The organism is Streptomyces sp. NPDC088400, assembly GCF_044753355.1.
In the GTDB taxonomy this organism is placed as follows: Bacteria; Actinomycetota; Actinomycetes; order Streptomycetales; family Streptomycetaceae; genus Streptomyces.
In genome coordinates, this window is record NZ_JBIVMZ010000003.1 from 568,492 (window position 1) to 585,396 (window position 16,905).

A 16,905-nucleotide genomic window follows, 5' to 3' on the forward strand; every position below is an offset into this window, starting at 1 on the left:
GTCATCGGGTCGCCCGTAGGGTATCGAGAAGAAACGGACCTACGGCCGCGGTGAGCGTCCCATTTTCAGCCAGGCCGCCGGGACAGTGGCGGAGCACCGAGCGTGAGGGGTACGGAAGTTCGGGCACGTTTCGGTGTGCCCTTCGCCGGCGGCGAACGGTAGGCGGACGGCTGGTGACGGACCGCGAGTGCGATGACTTTGGTTCCCTCGATGAATACCCACCGACGGAGCTGCCAGTTCCGCAAGATTTCGCATGCGTATTCCCATCGCGGCCCGTCCCATCCCTGGGCTTGCAGGTCACGGAATCTGGTGCCGCCGATGACCGCACGGAACAGCCGGGCCTCGTCGCCGCGCAGTGTGGTCTCCTGGCGCGTAAGTCCCGGGCGCCGGTCACTGAGGACCACACAGGCGAAACCCAGCCGATAGGTGAAGGCGGCCGCCGCGTGGCGGGTCCGCCAGATCCGTACCTGGGCCGCCAGCCGCCGTCTGAGCTCGGCGTTGCGGCTGTCTTCGGTGAAATCACCCTCGAAGTGGTAGGCGATGTCCCAGAGGTCCTCGGCCGATACGCCGGGGTAGACGAACCGGTAGCCGGGGAAAGGGCGCGACAATTCGAGTCCGTAGGTCTCCGGTGATTCCACATAGGGACTGAACCGGTCGAAGTGTACGGCCAGGATGTCGGTGTCCGGCGGTTCGAGATGACTGAGGGAGGGGACGGTGTCGAGTTGGGTGAGGATCGACTCCGGCGTCTCGTTCGGGAATCCGGTGAGAATGTTCCAGACGGGCCGGACTCCGAACTCTGCGCAGCCGAGCAGGAATCGTACGTTCTGGTAGGCGGTGGCGCCTTTCTTCAGTACGCGCAGCCCTTCGGTACTCAGACTTTCGATGCCCGGCTGTACGGAGCGGACGCCGGCCCGGCGCATTCCTCGAATGTCTGCCCATTCCATGTTCGCCTTCACCTCGAAGAACAGGGAATGATCCGTACGCAACTCCTCGACCTGCGGCAGCGCGGTTTCGAGGTACTTGAGGTCGAGGATGTTGTCGACGGCGAAAAAATCGAGCACACCGTAGCGATCCATCAGGTAGCTGAGTTCACCGGCCACCGAATCGGGATGCTTGCTGCGATAGCCGAGCGTCGCCCCGTTGAGACCACAGAATGTGCAATGGGCTTTCTCGCCCCACCAGCAGCCGCGGGAGAACTCGACCGGCAGCGTGATGTCCGCTTCCAGCTTGTGCAACCCGGCCGCCCGCAACTGCTCGAAGAATCCGTCGTAATTCGGCATCGGCACACTCAGCAGATCCGTGGCAGGCGCCTCGACCTGAGGTACGGGCCCCTCGTGCCGCCTCGCGATCAGCCGGCCCACCGATGCGACGGGCGCGCCCGCGGCCACCTGCCTCAGCAGCGCGACGAACGCCTCCTCCCCCGGTCCGTCCACGATGGCGTCCACCGCGGGAAAGTTGGCCAACAGCGCCCGTCCCATGGGCCCTTCGCAGTTGCTGCCGCCGAGCACGATCGTCCCGGTGAACCCCGCGGCGCGCAGCCGGTCGGCCACCGCGAGAGTCGGGCCGTTCTGGCTGAATGTCGTGGTGAACCCGATGACATCCGGCGCGGCTTCGAGCAGCGACGCCGTCGTCTCCTCCACATGCCGGTCGGCGACCTCGCGCAGGGCGTCGATCAGCGAAATCGTCGCCTCGGCGACGTCCTTGGAGCGCAACAGATCGAAATACGCGCCGCGTTCCGTCGCATCGCCCCGGCGGAGCGAGTAGATCCAGTCCCCGACCGACAGGTGATAGAGCTTTTCGGAAACGAGTTCGTAGGCGTCCGCCCAGTCCGCGTGGTTGAAGCCGAGCATCCGCTGCGCGAGGGCGTAGAAGTCGAGGTAGGCATAGTCCGAGACGACCTGCCAGCCTTCGGCCTCGGCGACGGAACGCAGGGTCCCCACCTGGATCGAGGGCCGCGCCACGTTGTTCCACGGCATGGACACGAGCGTCACTCGCCCGGCTTTGCCCACCCCCCTGGCTTTACCCACTCCCCCGGCTTCACTCATGCGCCCGGCTTCGCTCATGGCGCGCTCACCAGACGAGCCTCAGGTCGTAGGCGTTGCGCAGGAACGGCGGCTCCGACGGGCCGGCTCCCCCCGTCCGGGCCGCCGACGGCCCGGACGCCTCGGGCAGCCGATACCGGGGGATGCGCGCGTGCCACTCGTCCATGGCCGTAAGGATCTGGGTCCGCGCGAAGGCGGCGCCCAGACACTGGTGATGCCCGGTGCCGAACGCGATGTGCGGGTTCCGCTCCCGGTCGAAGTGGATCCGCCCCGGCTCGGGGAAAACGTCGGGATCGTGGTTGGCGAGAGCCAGCGGCAGGAGCACCGTCTGCCCCCGGTCCGCGACGCTGCCCGCCCCGTCACGCGCGGCCATCCGCCCGGGGTACATGCAGGAGAACGCCCGGAGGAACTCCTCCACCGCCGCCGGTCGGACGTCCCTCTCGGCGAGATACCGCTGCCGGTCCTCTTCGTGACACGCGAGGTGCTGTACGGCGTTGGCCATGTGGTTGACGGTGGAGTCGACCCCGGCGAGGAAGAGCACGGACAGCAGCGAGACCCGGTCCTCGTCGGTGACGGGGGCGCCGTCGACCTCCCAGGTGAACGTCGCGGTGGTGAGGTCGTCGGCAGGCTCGGCGTGTCGACGCCCGACGTGTTCGCGGACGTACCTTTCGAGCGCCGGGAGGCCCACGTCGGAGTAGGAGGCCTCTCGTGGGTCGGGGGCGGACCGTGCCGCGATCATCGCGCGGTTGATCCTGAGGAGGTGGTCGAGGTCCTCGACGGGCCAGCCGACGGCCATCATCAGGTTCTCCAGCACATACGGCCGGGCGAAGTCCTCGTTGAACGACACCTCGCCGTGCTCGACGAACCGCTCGATCCGCTGCCGGGCGTTCCGGCGGATCATCGGCTCCAGTTCGCGCACCCGGCCGGGCGTGAACCACGCGGCCAGCTTCCTGCGCCATTCCGCGTGCGGGCTGCCTTCGACGGTCAGCGGGATCCAGCGCTCCTCCTCGGCGCCCTCGGCGGCGCTGACGTGCCCGACGGTGAACTGGTCCTCGTCCTTGAACGCCTTACAGATGGCCTCGTAGGTGGTGAACACCCAGAACCCGGCGCCCCGACCGCTGTAGAACGCACCGTCGCGGGCATGCTCGGCCGCCACCCGGCGGTACTCCGCGGGGGCGTTGAAGAACTCGAAGTCGACGGCTTCCGCCTCGGCGCGCACAGGCGCCCGGGTCGCCCCCGTCGCTTCCGCCGTACTCGTAACTTCCGCCGTCCGCGTCCCCCCGGTCGGCTCCGTCCCCCCAGTCGGCTCCGTCCCCCCGGCCCGCTCCGTCACCCCGGTCGTCCCCGTCGCCTCCGGACAGTTGTCAGCCTGCACCAGCAGTCTCCTTCTCGCGTTGAGCGCCGGTAACCGGCGGGTCGAGTTCGCCGCGGGGCCATGCGCGGGCGTCGAGCCCCGCCGCCGCGAGCCGCAGGCCCCAGAGGTGGTCGAGGTCGTCCCCGTCGAGGAAGACGCCGTCGACCATCACACCGTCGGGCCGGGCGAGGGCTCCGATGCCCTCGACGGGAGGCCGACGGTAGAAGACCAGATTCGCCCGGCCCACGGCGGATGCGTCGCCGGGCGGTTCGCCCCACCCCATGGCCTCGTGGGCGTCGACGGTGGCCGCACGCAGGATCGCGCCGAGGCCGAGTCCCGCCCGGGAGAGCTCGGCCAACTCCTTGTGGTACGAGGGCCCTGCCACGACGAACGGGTTCCCGCAGTCGGTGCCGACGAGCAGCCGTGCGCCCTCGTCGGCGAGCGCGCGGGCTACATCACCGAGCCGGTCCACCAGCGCGCTGCGCTCCCTCGCCTCGGTGCGGTCGGTCCTGAGGGCGTCCCGAGCGGCGCTGCTCCATGCCCCGCGCCGGCTGGGGGTCGCCACCTGGATGGTCACTCCGGACGGCCGGGTGAAGCGGCGTTCCCCGGTCCGTGCCCGCCAGGCGGTGAGCGTGGGGCACACGAAGTGGCCGGCGAAGTCCGCCGCGACGGCGTACGCCTCGTCCTCGTTCCGGCCCAGCTCCCGGGCCAGGGCGCGCCAACGCTCGGCCGGGGGCAGCCGGAACACGTTCGGCACGATGCCGTAGAGGTGCTCGGTCGACCTCATGCCGTGGCGCGCCAGATCGAGCGGAACCCGCTCCGGGACATGCCCGACGACGGGGAGACCCGCGCGTTCCGCCTCACCGGCCAGGTTCGCGAACACCGGCTCCTCAAGATCGTCATAGACCTTGATCCCGTCGAACCCGAACGCGATCGCCTCGTCGATCACCTGCCGTACCGCCCGTGTGCCGTCCACGATCGTGGCCGCGTGCGGCACGCGGGAGCGTGGGCCGTCGACCACCCCGGTCGCGACCCACGGCCGCGGTACGACGGCATGCCGGGCCCGGTACACACCCGCCGTGTAGCGGTGTGCGGGCTCGCCCCACATCTGGCGGTACGCGGTCACTCCGTACACGAGGAGGCCGACGAGGTCGGAGACCGACGACACATGCGCGTGGGCATCGACGAGTCCCGGCGCCGCGAACCACGCGTACGGTGTGGCCCGGCCGCCGACGGGCCGCGTCGGACTCCAGCCGACGACCGTCCCGTCGACCACCTCCAGGTCGCGCGGTGGCGAGACGTCGCCTGTCGCCACATCGATCAGCCCGATGGCGCGGACGACATGGCTGCGGCTGCGCCCCGCCATCTCCTCCAGCGCGGAGACGAGCGGGACGCCGGCGGGCAGCAACCCCGTCCGGTGCTGCCAGAGGGCGTCCTCGGTCGCTGTCATCCGCCCTCCCTTCCGGCCGTGCGGACGGTGCCGGGCGAGGCGTCGACCGGGGCGTCGAGTGTGTCCGCCACCCGGCGGCCGACCTCCGCGAGCCGGGCGGCGGCCCGCACCCTCGACGGGCTGTCCACGAGCCACAGCCGTGCGCCGAGCCGTTTCTCGCTGGTACGGAACGTGGTCAGGTCGGAGTCACCGTCCGCGGTGACCAGCACGAGATCCTGGGCGCTGTGGCGGCGCTCGACGCCGCGGCCCGATCCGTACAGCAGCCCACGGGTCGCCGCCGCCAACTCGCCCTGATCGACCCGGTCGCAGGCCTCGACCATCCAGGGCGGGGCGCCCACCTCGGTGAAGTGGTCGCGCAGGTAGGCGTGACCGTCCGGCCCCTCGATGGCCGAGGCCTCTTCCTCGACGGCCCCCGCGGGGATGTCGACCGCCTCGCCGTGCGCGCAGAACGAGAACGCCCGGGCCACCCGGTCATCCACCGCGGCGGCCTGGAGGGCGACGCGCCCGCCGAAGTAGGTGCCGAACACGCTGTACCGCTGCCGGGGGAACAGGTCGAGGACCGCCTGGACGTCCTCGACATAGCGGTCCACCGCGTGGCGTGCTGCGCTGCCGACGTGCTCGCTCTCGCCGCGGCCCCGGAGGTCGAGTGCGACGACATCGACGTCCGGCAGGGCGTCGAGGAATCCCGATTCTCCCCAGATACGCGTGTCCATGGCGACGCCGTGCACGAGGACGAGAGTCTCGCCCGGCCCGGGTCTGCGGATGCCGCGGACACGCGCGCCGTCGCTCGACACCGCCTCGAAGCGCTCCGGGCCGCCGACGCCGTCACCGCTCCGCACTGCGGCCTCCCAGCGCGGCCGCACGGCCCAACTCATCGCGCCTGCTGTCGTGTACGGCGAGCACCAGAGCGCGCATGCCCTCGACGTGGACCCAGCCGCACGCCGTCCACTCACGCAACCCGCTCCGCACATCCGCCTCCGGCGTGCCGGTCTTCTCGCTGACGACGCCGATGGCCTGGCCCACGCGCCCGCCGTGGACGAGCGAGCGGAACAGTCCGTCGGCCCACCCCCGCAACACGTGCCGGCCCGTGCCCACATGGGGCCGGTGGTCATGGACGATCGTGACGCCCGGCCCGAACCGATAGGAGAAGCGGGACTGCTCATGGAGCTTCTTCCACAGCCCCACCCGCGCGCCGAGGCGGCGGCGCAGGGTCAGCATCGTCTCGTGGTCGGCCTGTTGGACGGTCTGCTCGTGCTCGAACGAGTAGGCGAGCGCTGTCCGCTCCTCGTCCCTGCCCGGGTGGATGAACTCGTACTTCTTCTCGGGGCCGCGCAGCTCGATGCCGAATTCAGCGGGCCGTTCGAAGTACGGGCTGTAGCGGTCGACGCGGACCTTGCTCACCGTCGACGGTGGCGCCAGGTGCGAGATGAAGGGGATCAGCCGGAGCTGCTCCTCCAGCATCCCGGGAGACTCGCCGGGCATCGCGGACAGCAGATTCCACTGGGCGTCGATGCCCAACTCCTGGCAGAGGACGAGGAAGCGCAGATTGTGAAATCCCGTCGCGCCTTTGCGCAGCAGCTTCAGCGAGCCGGTACTGAGGCTTTCGATGCCGGGCTGCACCATGGTGACGCCCGCCGCGCGCAGCTCTCCCAGCTCCCTGGGTCCGAGGTTGGCCTTCACCTCGAAGAATGTGGTGATGTCGACCTCCGCATCGGCCAGCGCGGACAGGCCGTTGTCACTCTTGGCCAGGATCGTGTCGACGGCGTATGTGTCGAGAATTCCCTGACTCTCCGTCAGCTCTCTCAGGGTGTGCACGAGTTGCCGTCCCGGCTTGCTCCGGTAGGGCATACCGCTGCCGTTCTCGCCGCAGAAGGTGCACTGCATTTTCTCGCCCCACCAGCATCCTCGGGACATCTGGAAGGGCAGGGCCACATGGGGCGTGATCAGGTCGCTCCAAGGGAGCCGGCGCAGGCGGCGGAAGTACTCGTCGTACCGGGGTACGGGTGTGGCCTCGACCGACTGGACCACGGGCAACGAGACGCGCAGGGCTCCCTCTTCCCGCAGGACGATCCCGGGGGCGGACACCAACTCGTCCGCGCTCTTGGCGGTACTGATCGCGGTCACCGCCCCCTCGCCCTCGCCCTGCACGACCCCGTCGACGAACGGATAGGCGCGCATCACGGCCTCGCCCATCGGGCGGTCGCAGTTCGCGCCGCCGAGGAAGACGAGCCGGTCGGGTGCCCGGTCCTTGATGGCGGCGGCGATGGCCAGAGCGGGCACCAGCTGGCTGAACGAGGTGGTGAACCCGAAACAGTCGGCGTCGGTCGCGACAAGACGGTCGGCCAGCGCCGCGGTGAAGCGGGGAGCGGCCTCGCGCAGCGAGAGAACACAGGTCACCAGGTCGGCCGAGACCCCGTGTTCGTGGAGGAACGCCGCGTACCGGTCACGCGTGGACGTCTCGTCGCTGTCGCCGACCAGAGGAAGCGCGCCGCCGAAGATCCAGTCACCGACGCCGAGGCCGTACAGCTCCTCGCCGATGGTGTCGTAGACGGTGACGAACCGCGCCGGGTCACAGTTCAACGACTCGATGGCGAACTCGAACCAGTCCAGGTAGACGTACTCGGACGTGATCGGGTCTCCGCTGCCCTCCGTGCCCAGCGCCACGAGTGCGGCGATCTGGATCGACGGGCGGTACAGGCTGTTCCACGGCGGCGCTACGAGGACGAGCTTCATGTCCGCCCGCTCCTCTGTCGCCGCAGAACCGCGCCGAGCCGTCCGGTGGGCAGCACCGGGTAGCCCGCGCGCGCCTTGTCGAGCATCTCCAGTCCGGGGGCGACGACGTCCACGACCGTGATGGCGCCCGGCCTGGTCAGGACGCGGTAGTGGACGTCGACGCCCACGCCACGCAGCTGGTCGACGAGGTGTCGCAGGAGCTGTTCCGGCGTGGCGGTGACCGGTAGGCCCTCGTCGGCGCGGAACGGGTGCCGCTCGTGGGAGAGCCGGTGGACATCGAAGCGTGCGGCGGCCAGGTGGCGGGGGTAGCGGCTCAGGGCCGTGACGATCTGGTTGGCCTCCCGGTCCTGGTCGACGGGCCCGTGCTCGAACATGGTGCGCACCTGGAGGTATTCGAGCAGCGCCCGTTGCAGGGCGTAGGTCTGTACGGGCGACGCTCCGCTGCCGATCAGCCGGACCTCCTCGTGACTCGCGGCGTCGCACACCACATAGGCGGGCACGCCGGTGTCGCAGGTGATCGAGACGATGAGGACCGGAGCTCCGCGCGCCGTCTCGACGCAGTCGGCCAGCTCCTTCAGGTCGGCGGGGAGGCTGTCCTGATCGATGACGCGCAGGCCGGTGTCACCGTCGGTCATACCGAAGTACGACCGCGCGAGTTGGTACGACCAGGCGTCGCGCTCGATCAGTTCGTTGACCGCGTGGACGAGCGCTTCGAAGAGCGTGGCCCCGGCCGCGTATCCGGCGCTGGACGTGTAGTGCCAGAGCGTCCTGAACGATCCGTCGTCGGCCGGATGCGGCCAGTTGCGGTAGCCGCCGTCGCGGAGGAAGACGGGCTGATGGTGTGAGGCCGCCTCGTCCACGGGCTCGCCGAAGGCCGCGGCGACCGGACGGTAGGCGCGGGCGAGGATCGGTGCGTCCGGGGCGATGTCGCCGAGCCGCTGCAACAGCGCCGACCGCCGCGCCGTCGGCTGGCCGGCGATCTCACGACCGGAGAGGAACGCGGCGTCGCGGGCCCCGGGGTCGCGCCGCCAGTCGAGGTGGTAGTGCTCGGCGCTCTCGAAGAGCGCGCTCGCCATGCTGCGGTGCCCCAGGCCCTTGCCGGAGCTGCGCGAGCACAAGTTGCCCTCGGCGTCCTTCAGTTGGACCTCGTACGTCGGTGCGTTGTCGAGGCCGTATTTCCAGATGTCGGGTGTCAGCCGCTCGGCGGTCAGCCAGTCACCGACGGCGGCGAGCGCCGTCCCGATGGGTGTTTCACGTTCCGGCGGGATGTCCTCCTTGAGGGATCCGCTCAGTAGGGCTGCGGTCAGAAGGTCGTGATCGACGTGATCGGTCAAGGATCTTCCTCACTTCCCCCGTATCGAAGACGGGAATGCCTGCGCGGACGAGGCCCAGGAGCGGCTGTGGATGTGACACCACATGGGCGAAATAGAGGCGGGTGTCTTCGGTGCCGGGACCGGATATGTCGATCGCACCGGAGTCGGCCCAGGTCGCGATGGAGCGGGCCGCCAGTTCCTCCAGAGGGGAGGGACACGGGGCGGCACCGGGCGGCGCGGCATGGGGTATCGGGTCGAAGTCGAGGGTGACGCAGCGCTTCAGCAACGGCCACCGGTCGAAGCGGCGTACGAAGAAGCGCTCGGCCGGCCCGGCGGTCGTGTTGGACCGCCAGAGCGTTTCGGCCTGGGCGAGTTCGAGCATGGCGCGGGCCGTCGCCTCGGCCGTGGTGGAGGCGCAGCCGACGCCGGTGGCGGGCATCAGCCGTCCACCGCGTCTCGACAGGGCGAGGACGGTCGGCGTCCGGGCGGCGAAATCGATGGGAACGGTCTGAACGACGGTGTCGTCGTGGTCTCGGAAACCCCGCCCGGACACGTCGTCGGACGGGCACCCCGAGGGGCCGGTCAGGCACCGGTAGAGAAAGGCGCCGTAGTTCAGCAGCTCGGTCAACTCGAAGAGGGCGCCCCGCAGGGCCTCGTCGGGCGACGGCGCGACGGCCCACCCGATCGTGCTGGACAGGCGCGCCTCCTGCGCAGTGAGCTCCGCCGACCGCAGCTCCTGGCCGGCCACCCACGGTGACGACCAGAACATCGGCACCTGCTCCGGAGAGCCTCCGGTGAGCGAACGGTAACGGCGCACGAGGCAGCCGTCGGGCACCGTACGCACTCCGTCCGACAGCGGATGGGGTGCCGTGCCCCGGCCGGCTCGTGTCGTGGGCGGGCGGGCGACCAGGGCGAAGGGTGTGCACGCCACGAGCCGTTCGACGGCCTCGGACAGTGCCTTCTTCCGTGCGACGGCCTCGGCCTTCGCGGTCCCGTAACCATCGGCCGGCGCGGTGCCCGTTTCGGGCACCACCGTGCACCGGACCGTCACCGTTCGATCCGACGGATACGAACGGTAGGCGACGTCCCGTAGCACGCAACTGGCCACCGATGCCTCGGTCATGGTCCCTTCTTCCCTGTACGCCCGCCTCGCCGACTTTCTTCTCCTGCTTCGCCTGCTTCTCCAGGCGTCTACGCGGGGTGGGGCGTCAGGCGCTCGGGTCCGAGTCCTCGGACCAGGTGCCCCACGACTCGAGTTCGGTCAACTCGAGTGCGCTCAGCTCGGCGTTGTTGGGGTCGTCGTTGAGGAAATCCGCTGTCATGCAGTCGAATACGACTACGGGGCCCATCGTGATCGTCCTTTCGCTGTTGTCAGTGCTTCGACGTCGTGCCGTGGTGCGTTGTCGGGAATAGGGCAACCTCCCTTCAGTCGCGGCTGGTGAGGGTGAGTGGTACGGGGGTGCGGGCACGTCTGGGGGTGCCTTTGGCCGGCGGGGAACGGTAGGCGGACGGCTGGTGACGGACCGCGAGTGCGATGGCTTTGGTTCCCTCGATGAACACCCATCGGCGGCGCTGCCAGCTCCGCAGGGTGTCGAGCGCGGACTCCCATCGCGGCCCGTCCCATCCCTGGGCTTGCAGGTCACGGAATCTGGTACCGCCGATGACCGCCCGGAACAGCCGGGCCTCGTCGCCGCGCAGAGTGACCTCCTGCCGCGGAAGTCCCGGCCGCCGGTCACGGAGGACCACGGAGGCGAAACCCAGCCGGTAGGTGAAACCGGCCGCCTCATGATGCGTCCGCCACAACCTCACCCGGGCCGCCAGACGCCGTCTGACCTCGGCATTACGACTGTCATCGGTGAAATCGCCCTCGAAATGGTAGGCGATGTTCCAGAGATCCTCCGCCGGCATACCGGGATACGCGTACCGGTAGCCGGGGAAGGGCCTCGACAATTCGAGCCCGAACGACTCCGGTGATTCCACGTACGGGCTGAACCGGTCGAACCGGATCAGTGTGATGTGCGGTGGTGTGAGGTGCGAGAGCGATGCGACGAGGTCGAGCTGCGCGAGAATCGACTCCGGCGTCTCGTTCGGATAGCCGGTGAGGATGTTCCAGTCGGCCCGGACTCCGAACTCGGCGCAGCCGAGCAGGAATCGTACGTTCTGGTAGGCGGTGGCGCCCTTCCTCAGTACGCGCAGGCCTTCGGTGCTCAGGCTTTCGATGCCCGGCTGTACGGAGCGGACGCCGGCCCGGCGCATTCCTCGAATGTCGGCCCATTCCATGTTCGCCTTCACCTCGAAGAACAGGGAATGATCCGTACGCAACTCCTCGACCTGCGGCAGCGCGGTTTCGAGGTACTTGAGGTCGAGGATGTTGTCGACGGCGAAAAAATCGAGCACACCGTAGCGATCCATCAGGTAGCTGAGTTCACCGGCCACCGAATCGGGATGCTTGCTGCGATAGCCCAGCGTCGCCCCGTTGAGACCACAGAATGTGCAATGGGTCTTCGCCCCCCACCAGCAGCCGCGGGAGAACTCGACCGGCAGGCTGATGTCCGCTTCCAGCTCGTGCAGTCCGGCCGCCCGCAACTGCTCGAAGAATCCGTCGTAATTCGGCATCGGCACACTCAGCAGATCCGCGGAGATCCCGTCTCCCTGCTGTGCGGGGACACCGTCCCGTCTCGTGATCAGCCGGCCCGCCGATCCCACCGGCACATCCGCGGCCACTTGTCTCAGCAGCGCGACGAATGCTTCCTCCCCCGGTCCGTCCACGATGGCGTCCACCGCGGGAAAGTTGGCCAACAGCGCCCGTCCCATGGGCCCTTCGCAGTTGCTGCCGCCGAGCACGATCGTCCCGGCGAATCCCGCGGCGCGCAGCCGGTCGGCCACCGCGAGGGTCGCGCCGTTCTGACTGAACATCGTGGTGAACCCGATGACATCCGGCGCGGCTTCGAGCAGCGACGCCGTCGTCTCCTCCACATGCCGGTCGGCGACCTCGCGTAAGGCGTCGATCAACGAAATCGTCGCCTCGTCCACACGCTTGGAACGCAAGAGATCGAAATACTCTTTGCGTTCTCGGGATTCGCCGTGCCGGAGCGAGTAGATCCAATCGCCGACCGACAGGTGATACAGCTTCTCGGAAACCAGCTCATAGGCATCCGCCCAGTCCGCGTGGTTGAAGCCGAGCATCTGTTGCCCGAGGGAATAGAAATCGAGGTAGGCGTAGCGCGAGTCGACCTGCCAGCCTTCGGCCTCGGCGACGGAGCGCAGAGTTCCTACCTGAATCGAGGGCCGCATTACACTGTTCCACGGCATCGACACGAGAGAGACGCTTCGAACCTTGAGCACGGAACCATCTCCCCCGGAGACGTAGTGCAAGGACTTCTCCATGCTGAGACGGACATGGCGTTTCCGTCAAGACCGCATTCAATTTGGCGTAAAACATAGGGGGCAATGGCGCAAGTGGATTTAAAGTTGATATTCAGATTATCCGAATGACTCAAAGAGGCGACACTCTGACAAACAATGCCCACGCGCGGGCGAAAATTGATAAATACCGGCCGGTGCTGACGCGATAAATAATATGCGCCGCCGTTCGATAGCGCGGGCGGACTTTACATGGCGATAATCGCGACACACACCGCCGACGAACCCGCGGATTCCGGTCGAGGGGACGCGCCATGAAGGTCACACTCACAGGAGCGGCGGAGACACTGCTCGCGCCTCTCTACGCGCGCGCCGTGGACGCCCGGTCCGCCCACCCGCTGCTCGCGGACCCGACCGCGGCCACGTTGCTGGACAGTCTCGACTACGACTTCGGCCGCCTGGGTATCCGGCCGGCCACCGCGATCGGCGTCGCGCTGCGTGCCCGGTTCCTCGACCGCCGTACACAGGAGTTCCTCGCCGCTCACCCGGACGCCACCGTGCTGCACCTGGGGTGCGGCCTGGACAGCCGGGTGCAGCGGGTCGACCCCGGTCCGGGGGTGAACTGGTTCGACGTGGACCAGCCGGAGGTGATCGATCTGCGTGCGCGGCTCTACGCGCCGCGACCGGGCCACCGTACGATCGCGGCGTCGGTCACCGACTCGGACTGGTTGGTCCAAGTGCCCCGGGATCTCCCGGTCCTGGTGGTGGCCGAGGGCCTCACGATGTACCTGCCGGCCGATGAGGGACCCCGCATGCTGCGGAATCTCGTCGGTCACTTCCCGCAGGGCGAGATGGTGTTCGACTCCTATTCACGGTTCGCCGTACGGCTGACGCGGCCCCTGCCGGTGTTCCGGCAGACCGGGGCCCGGCTCAACTGGGGTATCGACGATCCGCGCGATCTGGAGCGTGCCGTGCCGGGACTACGGCTGATCGAGGCGGCCAAGGCGTTCGACACCGCCGACCGGGCCGACCTGGAACACCTGCCGCGTGCGATCCGCTTCCGGCTCCGGTTCGAGGTCGAGTTCCTTTCGCGGCTGCCGGTGCTGCGGCGGATCGGGCACATCTCCCGGTACGCATTCGGCTCGTAGGGGACTAGCTAGCACGCGTACCTCGCCCTGTTATCGGGATTACCTCCGTACACCCCGTACGAGGACGATCCTCCGCCTTGCGATCGCAGGCACCGGGCGCCGTCCAGCCTGGCCGAACGGCAGCACCTTGTCGAAAACGCTCTAGTGGCGGGGCGATGTGCTGGCTTGGACCAGGGCTCGTGCCAGGTCAGTGCTCTCCGGAAGGCTGTCGAGCGAGAGGGACTGCGTGGCGACAGCACCCTCATGCAGCACGAGGAGTTGGGTGGCGAGGCTGGCCGGGTGCGAGCAGCCTGCTGTGACGGCGAGTTCCTTGAACAGGTTCAGCAGCCAGAGCTTCTGGTTCGCGGCGATGCGGTGTGCGGGATGCGAGGGGTCCGGGAGTTCGGCGAGTGCGTTGATGAAGGCGCATCCGCGACTGTTGGTCTCGCTCCAGGTCCGCAGTGCCTCGAAGGGTGCGGTGACGGCCTCGGCGGGAGTGTCACTGGCGTCGACGGCGGCACGGACAAGTGACCGCCAGCGCTGGTCGCGGCCCGTGAGATAGGTCGCCACGAGGTGGTCTTTCGAACCGAACTGGTTGTACAGGGTCCGCTTGGTCACCCCTGAGCGCTCAGCGATCAGATCCACGCCGACCGCCGTGATGCCGCGGTTGTAGAACAGATCCTCGGCGGCCTCCACGATGCGGCGGCCGGCCGGCGTCATAGGCCGCGCTTCCTGCATGACGGGCACCCCTTCACAGATCGGTGTACGGTGGGAGACGTTCACAGATCAGTATACCTGCGAGGAAGTCCAAGCGATGAGTGCGTCCCAGTTCATGCGAGCGGTGCGAATCACAGGGCACGGAGGACCGGAGGTCCTTGAGCTGACGGAGGTCGCCGTCCCCGCCCCTCAGGCGGGAGAGGTACTGGTTCAGGTCAGCGCGGTAGCGCTGAACAACACCGACCTGTGGACCCGGGAGGGCGCCTACGGCCGTCCGGGAGACCCGGAGGCGATGTCGGGCTGGCGAGGCCCGATCGACTTCCCGCGTATCCAGGGCGCCGACGTGGCCGGCCGGGTCGTGGCCGTCGGGACTGGCGTAACGGGGGGCCTCGTAGGACGCCGGGTGGTCGTCGACCCCGCGATCTACGACACCGAAGGGCCGGACGCCCACCCGGTGGGCCTGATGGGGAGCGAACGCGACGGCGGATACGCCGAGTACGTGACGGCGCCGGTGGAGCGTGTGCACGACATGACGGAATCGCCGCTCACGGACGAGCAGCTCGCGACGTTGCCGACCGCCTACGGCACGGCGCTGGGCATGATCGAGCGAGGCCGGCTGCGGCAGGGGGAAACCGCCCTGGTCTCGGGAGCGTCCGGCGGCGTCGGCCTCGCGCTCATGCAGATCGCCCGTGCACGCGGCGCAAAGGTGCTCGCCATCAGTAGTGGACCCAAGATCCACGCGGTGCGCGAAGCAGGCGCGCACGAAGTCATCGACCGCGCAGGAGACATCACCGGGCATATCCGCGCCGCCGCTCCGGAGGGCATCGACGTCGCACTCGACGTCGTGGCCGGCGAACTGGTCAGCGAGGGGCTGCCGCTGCTGCGCGAAGGGGGCCGGTGGGTCATCGCCGGCGCACTCGGTGGCTACGAGGTGACCTTTGACGTGCGCCGTCTCTACCTGCACAACGCTCAGGTCATCGGGTCCGCGATGCACACGCCCACACACTTCGACCTCCTCATGGACCTGGCCCGTCGGGCCGAGGTCCAGCCCGTGATCGCCGCGACCTTCCCACTGGATCAGGCCGCTCAGGCGCAGGAAGAACTCTCCCGCAGGGAGCACGTGGGAAAGATCGTCATGCACCCCTGAGTTCCATCCGACGGATCATGGGCGGAGCATCCTCCCTCACCGGCGAGGTGGATCTTGCAGGTCAGACCGCCCCGGGACCGTCAGAGTCCTTCGTCGGAGCGGTGGTGCAGGGGCGGTCTCCTCTTTTCAGGATGTGTGGCTTCTTATTTCGGGCCCCGGCCGCGTGCTGATGGGCACGGCAAGACGTCGAATCGACACTGACCATGCTCGAGTGCGCCTACCGGGCGTCGCGGGCCGGGCGGGCCTCTCGCAACCCGCTCCCGTCCCGGCCGGCCGGGACGGGACCAGAGCCCGATGTCACCTTCCGGCCACCGCGGCCCCCGAGGAACCGGCCTCACCGGCGTCGGCCGTCTCGACCGGTTCGGCCTTCTGGACACTGTCCAGCCGTCGCAGCGCCGGGAGAAGCAGCGTCACCGACGCCATCACTCCCCAGACGACCGCCAGGAGCATTCCCGTCTGCCGGAGCCCGATCGACTCGACGAGCAGCCCTGCCCCGAGTGTCCCCAGCGGAATCGCCGTCATGGTCGCGGCGTTCTGCAGCCCCAGCACCCGGCCCCGGACCTCGTCCGGGATACGTTCCGTGACCAGGACGAGGAGCAGCGCGGGCAACGGTCCGGATCCGAACCCCGCGAGCGCCGCCGCAGCCAGCATCAGCGGCGTCGGCGGGAGCACGGCGAGACCCACGATGCCCAGTGTGGTCGTGATCTGTGCCGCCACGAAGACGGTGCGCCGTGACCAGCGGGCGCCCATCGCCGCGTACAGACTGGCCCCCGCGATCCCGCCCACGGCCAGGAAGGACACGACCAGGCCGAAGCCCCCGGGCGAGTTCTTGGCCACCAGGTGCACCGGTAGGACAAGATTCTGCAGCGGCGCGAGGACGGCCACGCTTCCCGCCGAGACCAGCGTGATCGTGCCGAGCACCCGGTCGCCGCGGAGCACGCCGAAGCCTCGTACGAGATCGCCCCTGACACCGCGGTTCTCGGACGGGCTTTCGGACTGGCCGCCGACGCCCTTCGGGAGCGTCACCGTGACGAGCGCGGCGGCGGCCGAGCACCCTGCTGTGAGCCACAGCACCGTCGTGGGATCGATGATCGCGAGGAGCCCGCCGGCGACGGCGGGGCCGACGATCACCACGACGCCGCCGATGCCCTCCCGCAGTCCGGCCAGCCGTTCCATACCGACCCCGGCCGCGGCCGCGATGTCGGGCGCCAGCGCTTCCCTCGCGGTCATGCCCGGCACGTCGAAGACCGCGCCGGCGACACCGAGAACGATGAACCAGGCGATCGTGAGCCCGGAGGCCCGGTCGACGATCGGCAGTGCCGCGACGCACGCGGCGGAGGCGAGGTCGGCGCCCACCGACAGCCGACGCCGGCCCACCCGGTCGATGAGGATTCCTCCGGCCACGGCGGCAACCAGCATGGGGAGCGCGCTCACGGCGGCGATCAGTCCGGCCGCCGCGGCGTCACCGGTGCGTACGAGCACCAGCCAGGGCAGGGCGATCGCCGCGACGGTGTTCCCGAACAGGGACAGCGCGTGCGAGAGAAGGTATCGGATCAGCACCGGGTCAGTCTCTCAGGTCAAGAAGAGGCAATTATGCCGCGCTGGCGGATTTTTCACGCTTACGGATGAAGGCTTCGCTCTGCCCGACCCAACGGTCGT

At 68.9% G+C, this 16,905-nt stretch carries 13 protein-coding genes and 1 pseudogene; 2 read left to right on the plus strand and 12 right to left on the minus strand.

Annotated features, from left to right (window positions below):
* Window positions 1-65: 65 nt before the first annotated feature.
* The 9 genes from ACIQD6_RS10045 to ACIQD6_RS10085 all read right to left on the minus strand — a co-directional run bounded on the left by ACIQD6_RS10045 (window position 66) and on the right by ACIQD6_RS10085 (window position 12,279).
* Entirely contained in the window at window positions 66-2,045 is a 1,980-nt protein-coding gene (locus ACIQD6_RS10045) for a RiPP maturation radical SAM C-methyltransferase (protein WP_401880316.1), read from the minus strand.
* A 25-nt stretch (window positions 2,046-2,070) separates the two neighbouring features.
* Window positions 2,071-3,261, minus strand: a complete 1,191-nt coding sequence (locus ACIQD6_RS10050) for a cytochrome P450 (RefSeq protein ID WP_401880318.1) — start codon at window positions 3,259-3,261, stop codon at window positions 2,071-2,073.
* Window positions 3,262-3,406: 145 nt separating this feature from the next.
* Window positions 3,407-4,846, minus strand: a complete 1,440-nt coding sequence (locus ACIQD6_RS10055) for an amidohydrolase (protein WP_401880319.1) — start codon at window positions 4,844-4,846, stop codon at window positions 3,407-3,409.
* A complete protein-coding gene (locus tag ACIQD6_RS10060) occupies window positions 4,843-5,685 on the minus strand; it encodes an alpha/beta fold hydrolase (RefSeq protein ID WP_401880321.1) in 843 nt (280 codons plus the stop codon). Before ACIQD6_RS10060 ends, ACIQD6_RS10055 begins: the two co-directional genes overlap by 4 nt.
* Complete coding sequence (locus tag ACIQD6_RS10065) at window positions 5,672-7,579, minus strand: RiPP maturation radical SAM C-methyltransferase (RefSeq protein ID WP_401880322.1); 1,908 nt, start codon at window positions 7,577-7,579, stop codon at window positions 5,672-5,674. The genes ACIQD6_RS10060 and ACIQD6_RS10065 overlap by 14 nt, the downstream gene beginning before the upstream one ends.
* Window positions 7,576-8,913, minus strand: a complete 1,338-nt coding sequence (locus tag ACIQD6_RS10070; protein ID WP_401880324.1) for a YcaO-like family protein — start codon at window positions 8,911-8,913, stop codon at window positions 7,576-7,578. Before ACIQD6_RS10070 ends, ACIQD6_RS10065 begins: the two co-directional genes overlap by 4 nt.
* Window positions 8,831-10,015 (minus strand): YcaO-like family protein, encoded by a 1,185-nt coding sequence (locus tag ACIQD6_RS10075; RefSeq protein WP_401880326.1) that lies wholly within the window; start codon window positions 10,013-10,015, stop codon window positions 8,831-8,833. The genes ACIQD6_RS10070 and ACIQD6_RS10075 overlap by 83 nt, the downstream gene beginning before the upstream one ends.
* 85 nt (window positions 10,016-10,100) lie before the next feature.
* Window positions 10,101-10,241, minus strand: a complete 141-nt coding sequence (botA, locus tag ACIQD6_RS10080; RefSeq protein WP_401880328.1) for a bottromycin family RiPP peptide — start codon at window positions 10,239-10,241, stop codon at window positions 10,101-10,103.
* 76 nt (window positions 10,242-10,317) lie between these two features.
* Entirely contained in the window at window positions 10,318-12,279 is a 1,962-nt protein-coding gene (locus ACIQD6_RS10085) for a RiPP maturation radical SAM C-methyltransferase (protein WP_401880330.1), read from the minus strand.
* Window positions 12,280-12,569: 290 nt separating this feature from the next.
* Here ACIQD6_RS10085 and ACIQD6_RS10090 point away from each other — a divergent pair, with 290 nt between their 5' ends.
* Entirely contained in the window at window positions 12,570-13,403 is an 834-nt protein-coding gene (locus ACIQD6_RS10090; protein ID WP_401880332.1) for a class I SAM-dependent methyltransferase, read from the plus strand.
* 141 nt (window positions 13,404-13,544) lie between these two features.
* Here the strand turns inward: ACIQD6_RS10090 and ACIQD6_RS10095 are convergent, their stop codons facing one another.
* Window positions 13,545-14,102, minus strand: coding sequence for a TetR/AcrR family transcriptional regulator (locus tag ACIQD6_RS10095; RefSeq protein WP_401880334.1), 558 nt, complete (start codon window positions 14,100-14,102; stop codon window positions 13,545-13,547).
* Between the two features lie 94 nt (window positions 14,103-14,196).
* Here ACIQD6_RS10095 and ACIQD6_RS10100 point away from each other — a divergent pair, with 94 nt between their 5' ends.
* Window positions 14,197-15,246 (plus strand): zinc-binding dehydrogenase, encoded by a 1,050-nt coding sequence (locus ACIQD6_RS10100; protein ID WP_401880336.1) that lies wholly within the window; start codon window positions 14,197-14,199, stop codon window positions 15,244-15,246.
* Between the two features lie 83 nt (window positions 15,247-15,329).
* On the opposite strand, the pseudogene ACIQD6_RS10105 reads toward ACIQD6_RS10100, so the two are convergent.
* Both ACIQD6_RS10105 and ACIQD6_RS10110 read right to left on the minus strand, forming a co-directional pair.
* Window positions 15,330-15,454: pseudogene (locus ACIQD6_RS10105) on the minus strand (IS5/IS1182 family transposase); the annotation flags it as partial.
* Between the two features lie 89 nt (window positions 15,455-15,543).
* The gene (locus tag ACIQD6_RS10110) at window positions 15,544-16,806 is read right to left on the minus strand and encodes an MFS transporter (RefSeq protein WP_401880338.1); all 1,263 of its coding nucleotides are present in this window, start codon (window positions 16,804-16,806) and stop codon (window positions 15,544-15,546) included.
* Window positions 16,807-16,905: the final 99 nt, after the last annotated feature.